We start from the raw sequence: 18,447 nt of genomic DNA on the forward strand, positions 1-18,447 counted from the left end.
GGGTCGATCAGGGCGCGCGGGAACATCAGGCGAGGACGTGTCCGAGGAAGTCCCTGATCCGGGGGTTCGAGGAGTTGTTGAAGACCTGGTCGACGGACCCGTCCTCGACGATCCGGCCTTGCTCCATGAAGACCGCTCGGGCAGCCGCTTCGCGGGCGAACGCGATCTCGTGGGTGACCACGATCATCGTCATCCCGGACTCGGCGAGCTTCCGCATCGTGTCGAGGACCTCCTTGACCAGTTCCGGGTCGAGCGCGGAGGTCGGCTCGTCGTAGAGCATCACCTTCGGCCGCATCGCGAGGGCGCGAGCGATCGCGACGCGCTGCTGCTGGCCGCCGGAGAGCTGGTGCGGCATGGCGTCGGCCTTGTGAGCCAGGCCGACAGTTGCCAGGAGTTCCTCGGCGCGCTCGCGCGCCTCCCTCTTGTCGAGCTTGAGGACGCCGACCGGCGCCTCCATGACGTTCTGGATGACCGTCATGTGCTGGAACAGGTTGAAGGACTGGAACACCATGCCGACCTGTCGCCGCTGATAGGCGATCTTGCGCTTCGGCAGCTCCAGCAGGTGGTCGCCCTTGTGCTCGTAGCCCAGCATCTCTCCGTCGATGAAGACCGAGCCTGCGCTCGGCTTCTCGAGGTGGTTCAGGCAACGAAGCAGGCTCGTCTTGCCGGCACCGGAGGGACCCATGATGCAAACCGTCTGGCCCTGCTCGACCTCGAGCGTGACGTTGTCGATGACCAGGTCGTCACCGAACTTCTTGGACAGGTTGACGGCACGAATGACGTGGTCAGCCATTGGTGGCTTCTCTCTTCGCCCGGCGCCAGGCCATGCCGACCGAACGGCGCGAGCCGCGCAGGCGGCGTTCCACGGCGGCCTGGATCAAGGACAGGATCGAGACCAGGACGATGTACCAGATGGTCGCCACCATCAGCAGCGGGAAGATCTTGTAGTTGACCTGGTAGATGGACTGCACCGTGTACATCAGGTCGAAGACCGAGATGAAGGCGACGAGTGAGGTTTCCTTCAGCATCTTGATGGTCTCGTTGCCCAGCGGCGGGACAGCGATCCTGATGGCCTGGGGCAGGATGATGCGGGCGTAGATCCGGCGCGAGTTCATGGCCAGCGCCATGCCGGCCTCGGTCTGCCCCTTCGCCACCGCGAGGATCGAGGTGCGGAGGATCTCCGACGCGTAGCTCGACTCGTTGATCGAGAAGGCCATCACGGCGGCCCAGTAGGGCGTGATCAGGTCGTTGGTGGACGCCGAGAACAGCGTCGGGCCACCGGGGATGCCGATCGTGACCTCCGGGTAGATCAGCGCGAGGTTGAAGGTCACGATCAGCAGTACCAGGATCGGCATGGACCGGAAGAACCACACGTATCCGGAGGCGATCCGCCGCAGCGCGGCATTCTCCGACAGCCGCATGATCGCGATGATCACTGCGATGACGAGAGCGAGTGCCATGGATACGAAGGTGAGGCCGATGGTCCGGCCGACGCCCTCCAGGATGCGGTGGTCGAAGAGGTAGTCGCCGACGACGCTCCAGCCCACGACCTTGTTGCGGGCGAAGCTCTGGACGAAGTCGATGATCACGAGCGAGGCGAGTACGGCGGCGGCGATGCCGCCGTACCCACGCCGCGACCGGGTCGGAAGCTGCAGGTCCTCGGTGCGTTCCGCGGTGTGTGCCCGGCCATTGCCGGGGTCATGGAGCGCTACGCGTCCGCTCGGACCGGCCGCCCCTTCATTGGGTCGATCCACGTCAGTCTCCGTCTCGTGCATCCTGATGAACGGTTCGCGGCGTCGGTTAGGACAGCGGTGCCGGGTTGAGGTGGGCCTCGGTGGCGATGTTGGCTTCGAGGCCATGCTTCTTCATGATCTCGGCGTAGGTGCCGTCGTCGATGAGCGCCTGCACGCCCTTTTGGATCAGCTCCGGAAGCGGCGAGTCCTTCAGGAAGGAGTACCCGACCAGGACGGGGAGAACGGTCGGGCCGGTCTTCTTCCAGGACTTGCCGAGCTGCTGGTCCTTCTGGCTGAGGAAGTAGGCCATGACCGAGAGCGGCTCGATGGCGGCCTCGGCGCGACCGCTGGCGACGGTGACGTACTCGTCGGAGAGGGAGGGAAGCTGAACGAGCTTGATCTCCTTCTTGCCGGCGCTCGCGCACTTCTTGGACAGGTCCTGCAGGAACACGCTCGACTGGTCGCCCGACTGGGTGGCGAGGGTGTGACCGCACAGGTCCATCTCGTCGGTGCCTAGATCGGCGCTGTCGTCCAGGGCGACGAAGCTGTAGCCGTCGACGAAGTTGGAGACCTGGTTGTACTTCTGCTCGCGCTCGGCGGTGATGGCCGTCTGGCCGACGAAGTCGAACTTTTTACCGTCGAGTCCGAGCAGTTCGTTCTCGAAAGAGGTCGGGGTGATCTTGATCGGGACGCCGAGCTGCTTCGAGAGCGCCTTGAGCAGCTCTGGCTCCTGGCCCTGAGTCGAGCCGTCCTCGGCCTTGAACGACAGCGGCGGGGCGTTCTGCTGGATGGCGATGGTGATGCCATCGCGGAACTTCTCGGGCACGTCCTTGTACAGCGGGGCGGACGTGTCGGTGGTGCCCTTGTCGGACGCGCTCGCGTCACTGGAGCCGCCGGTTCCGCAGGCGGTCAGGGCGAAGAGTGCGACGGCGGTGGTGGCCGCCAGGGGCACGAGCTTATGGGACATCTTTCTCCTTGGGTGGATGGAACTGCTGGTAGATGCATGCACCCGCGTGCGTAGTCATCCGAGAAATCTGTGGGGGCGTCGAGCGGTTGCCTTATCCAGCCGACAGCGTGGTGAGGCCGCGGACTGCCTGCTCCGCGGCGCGGACGGCGGCGCGTGCCGCCGGCTCCATGCCGCTGATCGGCTCGAAGTACTCGCCGGCGAGAACGATTCGGTCATGTCCAAAGCCGTGCTCGAAGACGGCCTGCGCGTCCTTACGCGCCTGACCTGGAGCGCCGTAGACGTTGCCGAGCGGCCACCGCTGCACGACGGTCTTGACCACGTGGCCGCGCAGCTCCGGAATGAGCTCGTAGACCGACCGGAGGAACGTGTCGCGGATGACCTCGTCACTCTCCTCGCCGAGCTCGACCGCACGAGGGCCACCGCGGTAGCACATCAGGCTTCCGCCGGACTTCCGGCGCTCGCCGTCGCGCAGGATCTGCGCGTGGTTGAACAGGAAGTCGATCTCGTGTCCAGGCGTCGTGATCGCGTAGACGTCGTCGATCGAGAGCGGCGTGTGCTCGTCGGTGAAGATGCCCATGCTCAGGTACATCCCGTACGTGATCGAGCCGAGCGCCGCATCGAGGTCGGCTGGAATCGCCTCCACGACCTGGCGGGTGATGTGAGCCGGCGTCGCCACGACGACCGTGCGCGCGGTGACCTGCCGGGTCGCGCCCTCCGATTCGTAGGTGACGACGACATGGTCGCCTCGGTCGGTCACCCGGGTCACCGGGGCACTGGTGACGATCTGGTCGCTGAGCCGCTCGCGCAGCCCGTGCACCACCTGCTCGGTGCCGCCCATCACGACGCCGGCCGTCGCCGCGGCGGCGTCCTTGGGGCCCATCACGTGTGCGCAGACCAGTAGCGCCGCGCCGGCAGAGACCTCATCGAGGTCTGCTGCGGTTCGCCGGGAGATGCACTCGAACAGCGCGCGCACCGATCCGGTCGCGCCGCGAACGTAGTCGGCGAAGGTGCGATTCCACTCGAAGCCGGTGAGCGCGATGCGCTGCTCCTGCTCCTCCTGCTCGCTGGTCGGGACCCGGTGCTCGATCCGGTTGATGTCCCGGATGCCTTTCATGACCTTCAGTCCCGCGCGGATCATGGCGACCCGCTCGCGCAGGGTCAGCTTGAGGACGAACGGAAGGAGCTCGGGCCTGGCGACGTTCGTGATGCGGTCGCGCAGTCCGATGGCGGTGAGTGAGCCCTTGATCTCACGCACGTTCAGGCCGAGCTCGGCTCCGATCTTGCCCATGTGGGAGTCGGCGTGCGGGTAGACCTGAGCACCGAGGTTCGCCCAATACTCACCGTGCTGCACGGACTTGATGCGGCCGCCGACGCGCTCGTCGGCTTCCAGGAGGAGAGCCTGTCGGTCGCGCAGGGTCCACAGCGCGACGAGCCCGGCGATACCGCCGCCGACCACGACGACCTCGTAGTCGATCTGGCTGCCTTCGAGAGAGTTCACTTCGTGCCTAACTGGGTATTTCGTGTTCGGGGTTGGGCGCCTCAGCGCAGGCGGGCGACCACATCGATCTCGACGAGCAGGTTGCGGAGGTCGCTGCCGACCGTGGTGCGCACGGGATAGGGCGCCTCGAACATCGACTCGTAGACGCGGTTGAAGGCGTCGAAGTCGCCGTTCACGTCCTGCAGGTGGACAGTGGCCTTGACGACGTCTGCCAGTGACAACCCGCGCGCCGCGAGCACCGCCTCGATGTTCAGCAGTGTCTGGCGCGTCTGATCCTCGACCGACTCGGGGAGCCGGCCCGTCTCCGGGTCGAGCCCGAAGATACCCGAGGTGAAGAGAAAGTCGCCGACGACGATGCCTTGTGAGTAGGCACCGGCCGGTTCGGGAGCGGCGGCGGTGGAGACAACGTCCACGCGGCTTGCCGAGCTGTTCATCCGGGCTCTCATTCCTTTCCGGAAGGGGTAGGCGGCCTGTGCTCACCGAGCACGGCGGCCAGAAGCGCGGGATCGACGTTCCCGCCGCTCATCACGCAGACGACGTCACCATCGGGCAGGTCGAGACCCGGGTCGGCGAGCGCAGCCACGGTGATCGCTGAGGACGGCTCTACGAGGAACCGTTCAGCGGAGAGGACCCAGCGCATGGCGTCGACGGTCGCCGTGTCGGGGACGGCGACGACCTCCCGCACGAGCGCCTGAGTGATGGCGAAGGTAAGGTCGCCAGGCTGCCGCGAGCCGAGACCGTCCGCGACCGTCGTGTACGGCGGGATCATGATGGGTTTCCCCGCGGCCAGCGACTGTCCCATGGAGTCGGCCCCGTCCGGCTGCACGCCGATGACCTGCGCGGCCGAACCGCGCAGCCGCAGGCCGGTCGCGACGCCGGAGATCAGGCCGCCGCCACCGATGGGGACCAGCACGGCTGCCACATCGGGGACCTGCGCGGCGATCTCCGTGCCCACCGTCGCCTGCCCGGCGATGATGTACGGGTCGTCGAAGGAGTGCACGTAGCTCATGCCCTCCTCCGCGGAGGCCGAAAGGGCCACGGCGTAGGCCGTCTGCCAATCCGTGCCGACGGTGCGGATCTCACCGCCCATCTCCCGGATCGCCTGCATCTTGGCCGGGTTCGCGCCCGGTGGTGCGAACACGACCGGGATCGCTCCGTGGATGCGTGCGGCGTAGGACAAGGCGAGTCCGTGGTTGCCGGTCGAGGCGGTCGCGACGCGGAGCGGTCCGTCGTTCGTCTCGGCGAGGTGACGCATCTTGTTCAGCGCACCTCGCACTTTGAAGCTGCGCGTGGGCTGCATCAGCTCCCACTTGAGCCAGATCCGCCGGCGGAGCCGGTCCGACAGGGCAGGCGAGTACTCGCATGGCGACCGCAAGACCAAGTCGGCCAGGTAACGCTCCGCCGCATCGACCAATGCGGCGTCGATGTGCGGCCCAGGAGCGCTGTTGACGCCGGTGGTCGCTGCGATCATCACTGCACCTCAGCAAGGATTGACGCGCCCGGCCTGCAAAGCCGCTTGCGGTACTCGCTCGCCAACCTGTTCTCTTCTGACCAGGAGGCTTGCGTTCTGACAACTACGCGAACTACACTGTTCGAAATATCGAACATCGTCCGGGTTCTCGAACGATACCTGGCGTGAAGAACTGATGTCAACGGTTGTTCATTCAGACTCGGCGAAAGATTGGGAGTTCAATGGCGACTCGGCTCGTCCCGGCACTGACGCGAGGGCTGGACATCCTGGTGTTGTTGGCTCGCGAGCCTCAGCTCACCGCGCCGGCGATCGCGGCGGCTCTCGATCTGCCGCGCACAACCGTCCACGAGCTCGTCAAGACGCTCGAAGCCAAAGGGTTCATCCAGGACGCGGGCGGCTCGGCGTACCGGCTCGGCATGCGGACCTTCGAGCTCGGCAAGCGCTTCGAGCGCGACATGGACCTTGCTGAGATCGGCAAGCAGTGCGCGCAGCGTGTGGCAGACGAGTGCGGCGAGACAGTCCAGATCGCCCTACTCGACGGCACCGAGGTCATCTACGTTGTCCAGATCAACACGATCCACACCGTGCGACTGCTCTCTTCCATCGGTGGCCGACTCCCGGCTCACCTGACCGGAGTGGGAAAGGTCAGCCTCGCGTTCCAGGACGAGAACCGGCTCCACGAGCTGTACCCCTTCGGTCAACCACTCAAGGTCATGACCCCGAAGAGCATCGCCACAACAGACTCGTTACACGAAGCTCTGGACCGGATCCGCATCGAGGGAGTCGCCTGGGACGAGTGCGAGTCGAACCCTGACGTCTTCTGCGTCGCCGCGCCCGTTCACAACTCCACGGGTGCGGTGATCGGCGGAATGAGCATCTCTGTCCCGGCCACCCGCTGGAACGACGAGCACGCGGAAGAACTCCGCAAGCTCGTCGTCTCCGGAGCGCAGCAACTGAGCGCGAATCTGGGACTCGACGCGTCCCTCTCGCGGGCTTAGGGAAATACGTCCGTCGGCGGGCGGCTTCGCACCGCGAAGAACACCGGCTCTATCGCGTTACACCGAAAGTGCCGCAGTGATCGGTCCGGCTGGGCATGCGACCTCTCTGGTCAATCATTCCCTCTTACGCGTCCAGCAGTGAGACCACTCCGAATGCGTAAAGATCACGGGGGTCATCTCCTGGTCCGGCATCCCTTCGGGGACCGGCGAGGGGATGACCCCTTACAACCCGCACCCTCTCGGCTCATCTCCGAGGAGGGCCGCGGCGCGGGCCACAGTCGACGGTCGGCAAGAGGCCATGGCACGGCACGTGGTGGGGGCCGAATGCTTCGATCTTGATATGGTCTCGTACGTGCGATTCCGTGACCCAGGGGATGGATGGTTCAACTTCACGGACGAGATCATTGTTCGCTGCCCTGAGTGCGCAAGTCGGTCGCTCGTGATCACCCTGGTCAACGAGCGGAGTCGTCCCCCGCTCCGTGGCGAACGCCGCTTCCTCTGCAAAAAGTGTGGGCGTCTCCGCACCTGGAATTCAGGCGTGATCACTCGCGATGGCTCGGCTCACGATCCCTTCTTCGGGCTCCCACTCTGGCTGCAGACGGCGTGTTGTAGCAATGTCCTGTGGGCGTACAACCTTCGTCATCTCGCGCTTTTGGAGGGGTACATCGCCGCAGATCTCCGTGAACGGGTGTTGAGGAGTCCCGCACAGGGGGCGTCTCTCCGGTCCGAGGGTGTCGAATCGTTCACACTGCTTGAACGGCTACCGGCATGGCTCAAGAGCGCCGGCAATCGGGCCGAAATCCTGAAAGCGATTGATAGGCTACGCAAAATGTAAAAGCCGAGCGCCGTACATGATCGCACATGTTGGCCTGGTGGCCGCGGACGAGATTGCCGATGACCCAGACCAGGAAACACAGGATCCCCAGGACCGCGGCGTTCTTGAACACGTTCGCCGGGTATTCGGGCGGGGTGCTCCATCGAAAGCCGGCCGGCACGCTGCCGGCGAGCGCGGCACCGAGGGCGAGCAGGCGGATCGGCAGAGACTCGACGTGCGCGGCGACCGTATAGACGACGATCGCCTGCGCGATGTTCGCCGGTAACGGAATCGCCACCATCATGAGCTGAACGGCGAAGGCCGCGGCCGACGAGGCGAGAACCGCGGTCGGGAAGCGTCGCCGTACGGCGAGCGGGAGGACGCCCGCGGTGGCGATGAGGAAGGCGGGCAGCCCCGATCAACAGGCCGAAGACCAGCCACATCAAGCCGGCCAGGGTGAGATCCAGCAGTCTGGGGTGCTCTCGTGACCACTGGTCGATGCGGGCGGCGAGGAAGGTCCGCTGTTTCAAGATCTCCCGATCCTCCGTGACCGTTCGGCCGGTGCGGCAGCCCCAGGGTAGGGGCACAGGCGCTGATGCCCTTCCTCCCGCAACTCCATCGGAGGCGCCACCACCTCCGGTGTCCTGAGCCGCCTCGCGCCCGGCGTGAGATCCAGAGCGCATTGACCCAGGTTATGCGGCATATCACCCGGTTAAGTGGCATATCGACGCATTACGTCACGTATCAGTGCTTTATATGGCGTATCGCCGGGTTGTGTGGGGTTTGCCCAACGTTCGACTGTGCGCCGTACCAAGGCAAACCGCGATCTCTAGGTTCTCCTCTTGCTGAGGATCCAGCTAAGGGAGACCGACATGCACATGACCTCCGCAGTCCGGGCTCGCGGGATCAAGAAGTCCTTCGGTGATGTGGTCGCACTCGACGGCGTCGACCTCGATGTGGCCGGCGGGCAGGTTCACGGCCTGGTCGGCGCGAACGGCGCGGGCAAGACGACGCTCCTCGGTCTGCTCCTGGGCCTGGCGGTCGCGGACAGTGGCAGCCTGGAGATCCTCGGTACGCCGGTCGGGCGGACGCTCGCCGTACCCGACGGCGTCGCGGGCTTCGTGGACGGACCGGGGCTTTATCCCTCGCTCACCGCTCGGCAGAACCTCTCGGCCCTGGCGGCACTGCGCCGGTACGACGCAGGGGGCACCGCCGGCGTCGACGACGCGTTGGAGCAGGTCGGGCTCACCGACGTCGCCGACGACCGTGTCCGGGGCTTCTCGCTGGGGATGCGCCAGCGGCTCGGGCTGGCCGCCGCGCTGCTCACCAAGCCGCGCCTGCTCGTCCTCGACGAACCGGCCAACGGCCTGGACCCCGCCGGCAAGCACCACGTGCACCGCGTCATCACCGGACTCGCCGCGGACGGGACCGCGGTGGTCCTCTCCAGCCACCGGATGGACGACCTCGCCGCGCTGTGCTCCGACGTCACCATCCTCGCCACCGGACGGGTCGTCTTCTCCGGCCCGCTGAGCAAACTCGCCGCCGAGAGCGGCGAGCTCGACTACCGGCTCGTCACCTCCGACCCGGCGGCCGCCCAGCGGCTGGCGTCGGAGACGCCCGGGCTCCGCGTCGTGCCCCGGGACCCCGGTCAACGGCTGGACGCCGACGTCGTCGTCCGCGGGCCGGTGCCGGCCCTCGACGAGCTGGTCGTGCGGCTCGTGCGAGCCGGCGTGGCGCTCCGGGAGCTGGGGCCCGTGGTGGCGCCGCTCGAGGCCGCGTTCCTGGCCCTGACCGGGACCGCCACCGTGCCCGCGCAGACCGACCAGGAGGACATGCGATGACCGCGACCGTCACCGAACCCCGGGCCGCCGCCCGGCCGGCGCCCGTGCTGCACGGCTACCGGTTCGAGCTGGTCAAACTGCTCTCCCAGTGGCGGATCCGCCTGCTGCTCGCGGCATGCTGGATCGGCCCGGCGGTCTTCGTGGCCGCGGTGAGCCTGCAGAGCACGCTTCCCGCCGACACGGTCTTCGGCCGCTGGATGAACGCGACCGGCTGGGCGGGGTCGCTGGTCGTGCTGGACTTCTCGTGCAGCTGGGCGCTCCCGCTGCTGACGGCGCTGGTCGCCGGCGACGTCTTCGCCGTCGAGGACCGGCTGGGCACGTGGCGCCATCTCCTCGTGGCGGTGCGCTCCCCGCGGCGGATCTTCGTGGCGAAGACCCTTGCCAGCCTCACCGTGATCCTGCTGCTCGTGGCCGGGCTGGCCGCGTCGGGAATCGCCGGCGGCCTGGCCGCGGTCGGCGACCATCCGCTCGCCGGCCTGGACGGCCATCTGCTCGCCCCGGCGGACGCGGCCCGTACGGTCCTGCTCGCGTGGGCCTGCGCGCTGGCGCCGACGCTGGCGTTCGCCGCGGTCGGCCTCCTCGGCTCGGTCGCCCTGGGCCGCTCCCCGATGGGTCTGCTGATGCCCGCGCTCCTCGCCTTCGTGCTGCAGCTCGCGCAACTTCTCCCGCTGCCGGTGGCCGTGCAACTGTCCTTGCCGAGCCACGCCTTCCTCGCCTGGCGCGGGCTTTTCACCAGCCCGGCGCAGGCGGGCCCCCTCCTCATCGGCTTCGTGGTGAGCCTCGTGTGGGCGGTCATCGCCACGGCACTGGCCTACCGCCTGTTCCTGCGCCGCGACTTCACCGACCTGACCTACGACGGGTCGGGCCGGCAGGTCCTCGTGGCGGCGGTCCTGCCGCTGGTCGCGGTCGTCGCCCTCACGTTCGGCGTGATCGCCGGTGCCACCCCGGCCACGGGCTCGGGGATCGACAAGGTGAAGGTGCAGAACTCGCTCGCCACGGTGTTCGCCCACCTCTACCGGCTGCAGACGCGTGAGCTCAATCGCCCGGACGTCACGGAGGCCCAGATGGGGGCCACCGCGTCCTGTGACAAGGGCGGCTCCCGGGTCGCCGACGAGGGAGCGGGCAACGACTGGCGGTGTGTCGTGACCTGGCACCTCCCCGGCGCGACCGCCGTGGGATCGGCCATCTACCAGCTCGACGTCACCGCGGACGGGCGGTACGTCGCCGACGGAGACGGACCGAAGGAGGTCAACGGCTACTTCCAGGTGCGCACTCCGACCGGAGACGCGCCCAACCCCCTGTGGCAGTTCGACGGGAATGTCGACCTGCTCGCTAGCACTCCGAAGGAATGAAATTCATGCACGTCAAGCGTCAGCGTGTGCCGAAGAGCCGTCTCGGGCTCCTCGATGGACGCATCAGCCGCCGGATCCGCGTGGTGGCGGCCGGCACCGTAGCCATCGCCGTCGCCGGCGGGGGCATCGCCTACGCCTCCACCGAGGTGTTCGGCACCAACCTGGTCGGCTCCACGTACGAGTCCGGCCTGCAACTCGCCAGCGACCAGATCATCAAGCCGATCGGTGAGCGCCTGCTCGTCGACAACGGCAAGCTCCTCGCCTCGACGGTCAGCCCGGACGGTCGCTTTCTCGCGGCGCTCACCAACGACCGCTCGATCGCCCTGACCATCGTCGACCTCCAGAACTACAAGGTGCTGCAGCAGGCCGGGACCGCCTCGACGGCCGGTGTGCGCATCTCCAACAACAACGTCGGGCAGGAGGGGCCGGCCTACTCTCCGGACGGCAAGACCCTGTGGCTGCCGCAGATCGACGGCTTCAACCGCTTCCCGGTGAACGCCGACGGCACCCTCGGCACCCCGACGTTCGTCACCATCGCCGCGCAGGGCTCGAAGAAGGCGCTGCCCGCCCAGGCGGTCTTCACCCCTGACGGCAAGACCGTGTACGCCGCCGTCAACGGCCAGAACCGCGTCGTGGCGATCGACGCCGCGACCGGCGCGATCCAGCAGAGCTGGACCGTCGGCACCGCGCCGCGTGGCCTGGCCCTGGTGGGCAGCAAGCTCTACGTCAGCAACGAGGGCGGCCGCCCGGCCAAGCCCGGCGAGACGACGATGAACTCCTACGGCACCCAGGTGCCGGCCAACCCGGTCACGGGTGCGACGACCACCGGCACCGTGAGCGTGATCAACATCGCCGACACGGCGGCGGCGGTCCGCTCCATCGACGTCGGCCTGCACCCGACCGCGATGCACGCCGCCCGTGGCGTGCTCTTCGTCACCAACACGTTCGACGACACGGTCTCGGTCATCGACACGGCCAAGGACAAGGTCGTCCAGACGATCGCCACCCAGCCGTGGCCGGAGGCCGAGGTCGGTTACGCGCCGAACGGTGTGACCCTGACCGAGGACGGTCACCTGCTGGTCACCCTCGGCCGGGCGAACGCGGTCGCCGTCTACCGGTACAGCAGGCCGCAGGAGCCGGTCAGCTTCGTCGGCCTGCTCCCGACGGACTACTACCCGGAGGAGGTGACCACCGTCGGCGACGACGTGGTCGTCACCAACCTCCGCGGCATCGGCGAGCGCGGCCCGACGCGCACGATCAGCAAGGGTGCCGGCACCAACCCGGCCACCGGCCACAACACCCACGACTCGACCGGTTCGCTGACCCGGTTCCGCCTGCCGTCCGACCGGGAGATCTCCAAGTCCACGGACACGGTCTTCGAGCAGAACGGCTGGGGCAAGAACGACGTCAAGCAGGCTCGGGGCAACTCCCAGCACGCCGTGCCGGTCCCGAAGCGCCTCGGCGACCTGTCGACCATCAAGCACGTCTTCCTGCTGGTCAAGGAGAACCGCACCTACGACCAGGTGTTCGGCGACGACCCGCGCGGCAACGGCGACCCGTCGCTGGCGCAGTTCGGGGAGAAGGTCACCCCGAACCAGCACGCTCTCGCGCGTCAGTTCGGTCTCTACGACAACACCTACGACATCGGCACGAACTCCGCCGAGGGCCACAACTGGCTGATGCAGGCCGACAACCCGGAGTACACCGAGTCCAGCGCCGGCGAGTACCAGCGCAGCTACGACACGGAGGACGACGCGCTGGGCCACCAGCGCTCCGGCTTCCTGTGGACCGGTGCCCAGGCCGCCGGCAAGACCGCCCGCAACTTCGGGGAGTTCACCCAGTTCCTGACCAAGCCGTCCGGCGCGTCGTGGCAGAAGTACTACTGCGATGCCCGGAACATGGCGGCGACCGGTCAGGACACCACCCTGAAGTCGGACACCCAGTCGCCGATCCCGTCGCTCAACGACATCACGGTGCACTCGTACCCGAAGTACGACCTCCAGATCCCGGACATCTACCGGTACGAGATCTGGAAGCGTGACTTCGAGGCCAACGGCCCGGCCAACCTCAACATGTTCTGGCTCTCCAGCGACCACACGGGTGGGGCGCCGAACGCGGTCGCGCAGGTCGCCGACAACGACCTGGCCGTCGGCAAGATCGTCGACAAGATCTCGCACAGCAAGTGGTGGAAGGACTCCGCGATCTTCGTGATCGAGGACGACACCCAGGACGGCGTCGAGCACGTCGACGGCGCGCGCGGCCCGGTGCAGATCATCAGCCCGTGGGCCCAGCACGGCAACGTGGACAGCAACTACTACACGCAGATCACCATGATCCGCACCATCGAGCAGATCCTCGGGATCCAGCCGATGAACCAGAAGGACAGCGCCGCCACCCCGATGAGCGAGGCCTTCACCAACAAGCCCGACTTCACGCCGTTCGACGCGGTGCCCAACCAGGTGCCGCTCACCAACGGCCTGTCCACCCCGCCGGCCTGCGGCAACGACACCCCGGCCGCGGCGGCCGCCTCGGCGGCTCCCGCGGCGGCCAAGGCGTCGGCCGTGTCCGCCGAGACGCAGCACATCATCGACGTCTGGACCGCCTGGCAGAACGAGCAGCACCTGAGCGGGTCGAACGCGGTCGCGGACTCCGCCAACCCCGCGCTGATGAACCACTTCACCTGGTACCAGGCGCACGACTGGACCACGCCCTACCCGGGCGAGGAGAAGATCTTCACCCCGGACGAGGTCCCCGGCGGCTACCTGCCGGCGCCGGAATCCGACGGCTGATCTTCGCACGACGCGCACAACGGCAACGGCCCGCCGGGGATCCCGGCGGGCCGTCCGCCTGCGAGAACCGCGCAGCCGGCGGTCCTACGATTCACCTGGTCGCAGGATGGCCGTAGTCGAATCCGGGTGGTCGGTACCGTCAAGATCGCGCGCACATGCTGGACAGAGGGATGATTTCACCTCGCCGAAACCCAATGGTGGGACGGCGCCCGATAGAGTCCCGCCATCCTCTACAATGTTGATCCCTTCATCGGCACCACGGCGACCGACCTGCCTCGGGCGCGCGGTCTCGCCGCCACTTGGTGGTGGCCGAAACCCCAGGTCGGCAACACGCATCCGGGTGCCACGTCGCCGCTGGGCATGGTGTCGGCCTGCGCCTACTCCGGCGCGTACCCGACGGGGTACGGGCGGTACACGAAGAACACCGAGGGCGTGCCCGAGGAGATGTTCGAGCGGCTACAGGCGTCGGGGTTCACCCACTTCCAGCAGTCCGGCACCGGCGCGATCCGCAAGTACTACAACTACGTCCGGGTCACTCCGATGGTGCAGCCACTGGACGTGCTGGGCGAGGCCTGGCCGCTGCACGACGAGGTGGCGGAGGCGGGTTACTACGCCGCCACCTTGGACACCGGGATTCGCTGTGAGCTCACCGTGGGCACCAAGGTCGCGGTGCATCGGTACACGTTTCCGGAGCACGGCAGCGCCCGTGTGGTGGTCGATCTGTCCTGTGGCGGCCTGGCCATCGAACAGGGCCGTACCGTGCCGTTGCGGGCACAGGTGGAGGGCATGGGCCAGGGCCGGGCGCAGGGCACGGTGGTGATGGAGGGCGTCCCGCTGTCGGTATACGTGGACGTGGACGTCGACAGCCCGGGTTGGCGGCAGATGCTCTGGTACGACCGGCGGCTCATCGACGGCGGCACCCGCCTGGACTTCGACAGCATCCGGCACACCACGCTGCGACCTTTCGGCATGCTCTTCATGGGCCCGGCCGCGCCCGGGCAGACCGTCGAGGTACGGCTCGGGTTCTCGCTGCGCGGGTGCGACCAGGCGCGGCAGAACCTGGAGCGCGAGTGCGGGGGCACACGGCCGGCGTTCGACGCGGTGCGCTCCCGTACCCAGGCCCGCTGGAGCGAGCACCTCGATCGTGTGCAGGTCGAGGGTGGCACGCCGGCCCGCCGCACCGTGTTCGCGACGGCGCTCTACCACTCGTTGATCAAGCCGTGCGTCGCCGACGACGAAAGCCCGTTCTGGCCGAACCCCGGGCCGTACGCGTTCGACGTGTGCACCATGTGGGACATCTACAAGACCCAGATCCCGCTGCTCGCGGCCATCGTCCCGGACCGCGCCATGGACCTGCTGGAGTCGCTGATCCGGGTCTGCGAGGAGGAAGGCAACTTCCCGATCGGATACCGGATGGCCCGCGGGGCCGACCGGTTCTTCCGCCAGGCCAGCGCGCTCGCGCACATCGCGCTGACCGACGCCCACGCGCTCGGCCGGCCGGGCCTGGACTGGAACTGGGCGCTCGTGCACATGGTCGACGACCTGCGCCGTCTGTACGGCGAGGACTTCTTCGAGCACGGAGTGGTGCACCCGATCACCCACACGCTCGACCTCGCCTACGCCCACCACTGCACGGCACAGGTCGCCCGGGCGCTGAACGACCACCACCTGGCCGACGATCTCGAGGACCGCGGCCGCCAGTGGTCCAACGCCTTCGACCCGAGCACGGGACTGCTGCGCGACTCGGAGTTCTACGAGGGCGGCAAGTGGAACTACTCGTTCCGGTTGCTGCACGACATGGCCGCGAGGATCGCCCTGGCCGGCGGCGACGGGGCCTTCATCGACAAGCTGGACAGGTTCTTCGGCTTCGGCGCCGCACCGGTACAGCAGCCCGGCCGGCGCCCGCGTGCGGCGGAGATGGCGGCCGGATACGCCCTGAACCGCTTCGAGGGGTTGAACAACGAGCCCGACATGGAGGCGCCGTGGGCGTACCACTACGCGGGCCGGCCCGACCGCACGGCCCAGGTGGTGCACGCGGCGCTGACCTGGCAGTTCGGTACCGGGTCTGGCGGGTTGCCCGGTAACGACGACTCCGGCGGCCTGAGCTCGTGGTACGTCTGGGCCTCGCTGGGGCTGTTCCCGGTCGCCGGTCAGAACCTGTTCCTCATCAACGCCCCCGCGTTCGCCCGGGCCGTGCTCCGGATCGGCGGCAACGAGTTCGTCATCGAGACCAGCGGGCACCGCGAGACACCGATCGGCGTCGACGGCATCGATCATGATCCACCGGCGCAGTACGTCCAGTCGGCGACCCTCAACGGCAAGCCCGTGCACGCGACGCACCTGAACGCCGCCACCGTGCACCGCGGCGGCCTCCTGCACCTGCGGCTGGGCCCGGGGCCGTCCGCGTGGGGACGGAGGATCCGGCCGCCGTCCCTTTCCGATCCGTCCGTGACACCGGAGGAAGAGCGATGACCCACCCCCGTCGCCGTCTCGTCATCGTGGTCAGGGCTGACCCGGTCATCTGTGGTCATTCCGGCGAAGCCCGTAATCTCGCCGAAGTCGCGTTGACCCGCGGGTTCGACGATGTCGTGCTGCTGACCTGGCCGATTCCGGCGCTGCAAGCGGCCGGGTTACCGCTCAAGCCGCTGGACCGGCTGCTGCCGTACAGCGCCGGGATCACCGTGGAGCGGCCGGAGCCGGTGGGGGACTACCGGGTGCCGGACGGGCGCCACCTGGCCGGCCTCACCGGCCGCCTCGTCGAGCTGCTCGCCGAACCGGTCCCCACGACCTGCCTGTCCATGTACCTCGTCCCGCACACCACGGTGGTCACGGACGCGGTCACCGCCGCGCGGGCGGCCGGGTTCGCGCCCAACGTCCACACCATCGCGAAAGCGGTCGGATCCGACGTGACCAACGTCATCCGGTCGTGCCTGCGAGAAGGCCGGTTCGGCGCGGCGACCGTACTGTTCACCACATTCCTGGCCAACGACGAGGTCGTCGCGGTCTCCGAGTACACCCGGGAAGAGATCATCGCCTCGGCCGAGCAGGTCGACGCTCACTCCGGCACCCGGTTCGCCGAACAATGCCGGCGCCGCGTGACCGTCAGCTACCCGCCGATCGATTCCGCCGCGTTTCTCGACCCGGATCCGGCGCAGGTGGACGCCGCACTCGCGCGACGCGGCCTGGAGCGTGACGGGTACATCCTGTTCCTGTCCCGGGTGGCCCGGGCCAAGGGGATCTACGACCTGTTGATCGCCTTCGGTCAGATGCGCTGCCGGTCGCGCGTGAAACTGGTCGTCGCCGGCACCGGGCCGGCGCTGGAGCACGTGCGCGCGATGGCCAAGGAGGACGACCGGGTGATCTTCCTCACCGATGTCGACGACCAGGAGAAGCCGCTGCTCATGCGCGGCTGCGCGGCCTATACCCTGCCCACCAAGCCCGAGCCCGACTTCGTCGAGACGTTCGGCATCGCCCTGGCCGAGAAGATGCTGTCCGGCGGTGGACCGATCATCACCACGACGACGGGCGGGACCCTGGAGGCGGTCGGCGACACCGCCGTCGTCGTCGAGCCCGGGGACATCGCCGGTCTGGCCGCGACCGTGGACCGCGTTGTCCTGGACATGTCCGCCGCCGAGCGGCGGGACCTGGAGCTTCGCGCCCGCGCCCGCGCCCTGTCCTTCGACCGTGCCGAAGTATTCGACAGCCTGTTCCCGCGGGAGACGCCCGCCGACGGGGTCCGCTGACCCGGCCACGATCCGCCCACGGACTCCGGTCCGCCCGGACGTCCGACCCCGGCCGTTCTGATCGCCTGCGAACGGAGGCTCGCCGGCTTCCGTTCGCAGGCGACCGCGGGACGAGTGCTCAACCGCAGTGTTCGAAGGGGCTCGTGTACGAACTGCCGCCGACCGAGCCGCCCCACTTGACGCACTGGGTGGCCGCGTCGCGCCTGACAGGCCCCGCGTAGTAGCCGTAGCTGCCCGAGTCGGTCGTCCGGCTCTCCCCTTGTGGCTCCAGGAACGCCGACACCGCCGACGCGGAGCCGACGTTCGTCGTCTTCAGCGTCACGACGCAGTTGTAGCCGTTGCCCGAGTTGTAGAGCAGGTACGTACGGCCCCCGGTGAGGGCGGCCGAGTCGATGACCGCGTAACCGCCGCCGCAGACCTCCTCAGGGGTGTAGGGGTTGCCGCCGCAGGAGTTGGTGCTCGTGACGGTCTTCTTCTGGCCCAGAGACACGGTCACACCGTCCACGGTCGGGCTCGTGTCCACCGCGCCCGCGGAGGTCCGCTGCTCGTAGTGAAGGTGCGGGGCGGTGGAGCCGCCCGTCGAGCCGACGGTCCCGATCGGGGTGCCCTGGCCGACGCTCATCGAACCGCCGGCCGCCTTGGCCATGGTCGCGAGGTGGGCGTACCGGGTGCTGGTGCCGTCACTGTGACGGACCTCCACCCACTTGCCGTAGCTCGTGCTTCCCGCGTCGTTGAAGTACGCGGTGCCCGCGGCGGTGGCGCGCACGGTTTCACCGTTGATGTCGTCGCCGCCATAGTTCTGCCAGTCGATGGCCCCCGATGGGCTGTGGCCGGGGGACCAGTTGTTGGCGTAGAAGGTCTTCCCGCAGGTGAACGGGCTCTTGTGGGACACGGCCAGGACGCCGGTGCGCTGCGCCGAGGCGGCCTGGGGAAGCAGTGCTCCCACAACTGTGACCAGCAGGACGGTGATCGCGGATCTGAGGGTGTTCGGCCAGGTCGGGCTGCCGGTTTCGGGCATGCTCACCTCTCTGAACAGGCGCGTACGGGGGGTACGAGAAGGCGCCCAGCTCTTGATGTCGATGAGTCCCGCGGCGACGGAAACCATGTTGGCGGCATGGTGATCAAGCTCGGCGGAGGGGAGAGGTCGCCGTCAGAGGACATTCCGACATCTCGCCGCCAACAAGAAAGGACGGGTCGATCGCGAACATAACTCCGAAGGTTCTCTTCATCAATCCCCGCTG

Annotated in this window: 14 protein-coding genes; 6 read left to right on the plus strand and 8 right to left on the minus strand. The window is 67.9% G+C overall.

Annotated features, from left to right (window positions below; genetic code table 11):
* Positions 1-25 precede the first annotated feature (25 nt).
* The 6 genes from AB0H21_RS24560 to AB0H21_RS24585 all read right to left on the minus strand — a co-directional run bounded on the left by AB0H21_RS24560 (position 26) and on the right by AB0H21_RS24585 (position 5,669).
* Positions 26-793, minus strand: a complete 768-nt coding sequence (locus tag AB0H21_RS24560) for an amino acid ABC transporter ATP-binding protein (protein ID WP_358520530.1) — start codon at positions 791-793, stop codon at positions 26-28.
* A complete protein-coding gene (locus AB0H21_RS24565; protein ID WP_358520532.1) occupies positions 786-1,754 on the minus strand; it encodes an amino acid ABC transporter permease in 969 nt (322 codons plus the stop codon). Before AB0H21_RS24565 ends, AB0H21_RS24560 begins: the two co-directional genes overlap by 8 nt.
* Before the next feature lie 46 nt (positions 1,755-1,800).
* Complete coding sequence (locus tag AB0H21_RS24570) at positions 1,801-2,700, minus strand: transporter substrate-binding domain-containing protein (RefSeq protein WP_358520534.1); 900 nt, start codon at positions 2,698-2,700, stop codon at positions 1,801-1,803.
* A gap of 91 nt (positions 2,701-2,791) precedes the next feature.
* The gene (locus AB0H21_RS24575; protein WP_358520537.1) at positions 2,792-4,198 is read right to left on the minus strand and encodes an FAD-dependent oxidoreductase; all 1,407 of its coding nucleotides are present in this window, start codon (positions 4,196-4,198) and stop codon (positions 2,792-2,794) included.
* 41 nt (positions 4,199-4,239) lie between these two features.
* Positions 4,240-4,632, minus strand: a complete 393-nt coding sequence (locus tag AB0H21_RS24580) for a Rid family detoxifying hydrolase (protein ID WP_358520540.1) — start codon at positions 4,630-4,632, stop codon at positions 4,240-4,242.
* Between the two features lie 8 nt (positions 4,633-4,640).
* Positions 4,641-5,669: a threonine/serine dehydratase gene (locus AB0H21_RS24585; protein WP_358520543.1), complete on the minus strand. Its 1,029-nt coding sequence runs from the start codon at positions 5,667-5,669 to the stop codon at positions 4,641-4,643.
* A 221-nt stretch (positions 5,670-5,890) separates the two neighbouring features.
* On the opposite strand from AB0H21_RS24585, the gene AB0H21_RS24590 reads away from it, so the two are divergent.
* The gene (locus AB0H21_RS24590; protein WP_358520545.1) at positions 5,891-6,667 is read left to right on the plus strand and encodes an IclR family transcriptional regulator; all 777 of its coding nucleotides are present in this window, start codon (positions 5,891-5,893) and stop codon (positions 6,665-6,667) included.
* A gap of 773 nt (positions 6,668-7,440) precedes the next feature.
* Here AB0H21_RS24590 and AB0H21_RS24595 read toward each other — a convergent pair.
* Positions 7,441-7,785 carry a hypothetical protein gene (locus tag AB0H21_RS24595; protein WP_358520548.1) on the minus strand — a complete coding sequence of 115 codons (345 nt, stop codon included), beginning with the start codon at positions 7,783-7,785 and terminating at the stop codon, positions 7,441-7,443.
* A 574-nt stretch (positions 7,786-8,359) separates the two neighbouring features.
* On the opposite strand from AB0H21_RS24595, the gene AB0H21_RS24600 reads away from it, so the two are divergent.
* From AB0H21_RS24600 to AB0H21_RS24620, 5 genes are all read left to right on the plus strand, one after another.
* Positions 8,360-9,322 (plus strand): ABC transporter ATP-binding protein, encoded by a 963-nt coding sequence (locus AB0H21_RS24600; protein ID WP_358520549.1) that lies wholly within the window; start codon positions 8,360-8,362, stop codon positions 9,320-9,322.
* On the plus strand, positions 9,319-10,674 hold the full coding sequence (locus AB0H21_RS24605) for an ABC transporter permease (protein WP_358520551.1): 1,356 nt from the start codon (positions 9,319-9,321) through the stop codon (positions 10,672-10,674). The genes AB0H21_RS24600 and AB0H21_RS24605 overlap by 4 nt, the downstream gene beginning before the upstream one ends.
* 5 nt (positions 10,675-10,679) lie before the next feature.
* Positions 10,680-13,463 carry a bifunctional YncE family protein/alkaline phosphatase family protein gene (locus AB0H21_RS24610; RefSeq protein ID WP_358520553.1) on the plus strand — a complete coding sequence of 928 codons (2,784 nt, stop codon included), beginning with the start codon at positions 10,680-10,682 and terminating at the stop codon, positions 13,461-13,463.
* A gap of 249 nt (positions 13,464-13,712) precedes the next feature.
* The gene (locus AB0H21_RS24615; protein ID WP_358520647.1) at positions 13,713-15,935 is read left to right on the plus strand and encodes a glycoside hydrolase domain-containing protein; all 2,223 of its coding nucleotides are present in this window, start codon (positions 13,713-13,715) and stop codon (positions 15,933-15,935) included.
* The gene (locus tag AB0H21_RS24620) at positions 15,932-17,206 is read left to right on the plus strand and encodes a glycosyltransferase (RefSeq protein WP_358520555.1); all 1,275 of its coding nucleotides are present in this window, start codon (positions 15,932-15,934) and stop codon (positions 17,204-17,206) included. The genes AB0H21_RS24615 and AB0H21_RS24620 overlap by 4 nt, the downstream gene beginning before the upstream one ends.
* A 118-nt stretch (positions 17,207-17,324) precedes the next feature.
* Here the strand turns inward: AB0H21_RS24620 and AB0H21_RS24625 are convergent, their stop codons facing one another.
* Positions 17,325-18,311 carry a M23 family metallopeptidase gene (locus tag AB0H21_RS24625; protein WP_358520558.1) on the minus strand — a complete coding sequence of 329 codons (987 nt, stop codon included), beginning with the start codon at positions 18,309-18,311 and terminating at the stop codon, positions 17,325-17,327.
* Between the last annotated feature and the right edge of the window lie 136 nt (positions 18,312-18,447).

Origin of the sequence: Sphaerisporangium sp. NPDC051011, from assembly GCF_040653595.1 — a bacterium.
Taxonomy (GTDB): Bacteria; Actinomycetota; Actinomycetes; order Streptosporangiales; family Streptosporangiaceae; genus Sphaerisporangium.